Origin of the sequence: Myxococcus sp. AM009 (assembly GCF_013372605.1) — a bacterium.
Lineage (GTDB): Bacteria > Myxococcota > Myxococcia > Myxococcales > Myxococcaceae > Myxococcus > Myxococcus vastator.
Genome location: NZ_JABXEP010000356.1, coordinates 1 through 1015 on the forward strand (window position 1 = coordinate 1; position 1015 = coordinate 1015).

At 71.2% G+C, this 1015-nt stretch carries 2 protein-coding genes and 1 pseudogene; all 3 read right to left on the reverse strand.

What is annotated here, in order from left to right; translation table 11 throughout:
* Positions 1 to 214 (reverse strand): annotated as a pseudogene (locus HV824_RS35835) (IS66 family transposase); the annotation flags it as partial.
* A gap of 46 nt (positions 215 to 260) precedes the next feature.
* The gene (gene tnpB / locus HV824_RS35840) at positions 261 to 626 is read right to left on the reverse strand and encodes an IS66 family insertion sequence element accessory protein TnpB (protein ID WP_176421576.1); all 366 of its coding nucleotides are present in this window, start codon (positions 624 to 626) and stop codon (positions 261 to 263) included.
* 4 nt (positions 627 to 630) lie between these two features.
* Positions 631 to 945 (reverse strand): IS66 family insertion sequence element accessory protein TnpB, encoded by a 315-nt coding sequence (locus HV824_RS35845; RefSeq protein WP_176425275.1) that lies wholly within the window; start codon positions 943 to 945, stop codon positions 631 to 633.
* Positions 946 to 1015: the final 70 nt, after the last annotated feature.

The following is a 1015-nucleotide window of genomic DNA, read 5'->3' on the forward strand; positions in this document are numbered from 1 at the left end:
GCTGACGCTTCTTTTTCGCGGCCTCGGCCCGGGCCGCCGTGTCCGCGTCCCCGCGTAGCTCGTCGGCCACCGTCGGCAGCTGCTCCGTCCTGCGGCCGAAGACGTGGCGCTCCAGCGTCGCCATCTTCGCCTCCAGCGACGTCAGGCGCTCCTTGAGTTCCTCCGCCTCCTCGCGCCAGGGGCAGAAGTGTTCTTGAGGGAGCTCGCGCGGCACGTAGCCTCAACACGCCACGGCGCGGAGGCGTCCCGGGCCGGGCGCGTCAGGTGCCCGTGCGCCCGGGAGGCGCCCAGGCGGGCTGGCGCCTCACCTGGGCCACGTCGATGCCGTCCAGCAGCATCGCCAACTGCGTGGCGTCCAGGTGCACCACCTGCGCGCCCTCGTCCACCGACGGTAGCCGGAAACGCCCCGTCTCCAATCGCTTGTACAGCAGAACGAAGCCGCCCCGGCTCCACGTCAGCACCTTGATTCGGTCCCCCTTGCGCGAGACGAAGGCGAAGAGGTGGCCCGAGTAGACGTCCTCGCCCCACTCGGCGCGCACCAGCGCCATGAGGCCGTCAATGGACTTGCGCATGTCCACGGGCGCGGTGGCCAGCACCACGCGCACCGAGGCAGGAAGGGCAAACACCGCCTCACCGCCCCAGCGCGGCGACGAGTCGGGCCACGTACCCCACGTCAACGCCCACGGCAAAGCGCAGGCGAGCCCCGCCCTCCGTGACGACTTCGACGAGGGTGGTGCTCGGCTCCACGGGGGCCGTCACCTGGACTGGCAGCAGGCGGACCGGCTCGGCCTTCGCCGCCAGGTGCCGGCGCCGACGGTACACCCACGACTGCACAGTGCTCAGCCGCACGCCCCGCTGCCGCGCGAACTCCACCTGCGTCAGCCCGCTCGCCTCGAAAGACTCCGCGACCTGGAACCACTCCTGCTTCTCCACCGACTTCGACATGCTCGCCAGCGTCCACGGCGGCGGCTCTCGCCTCAACGCCTCTCAGCACGTCGTTGGCCGGACGCTTACG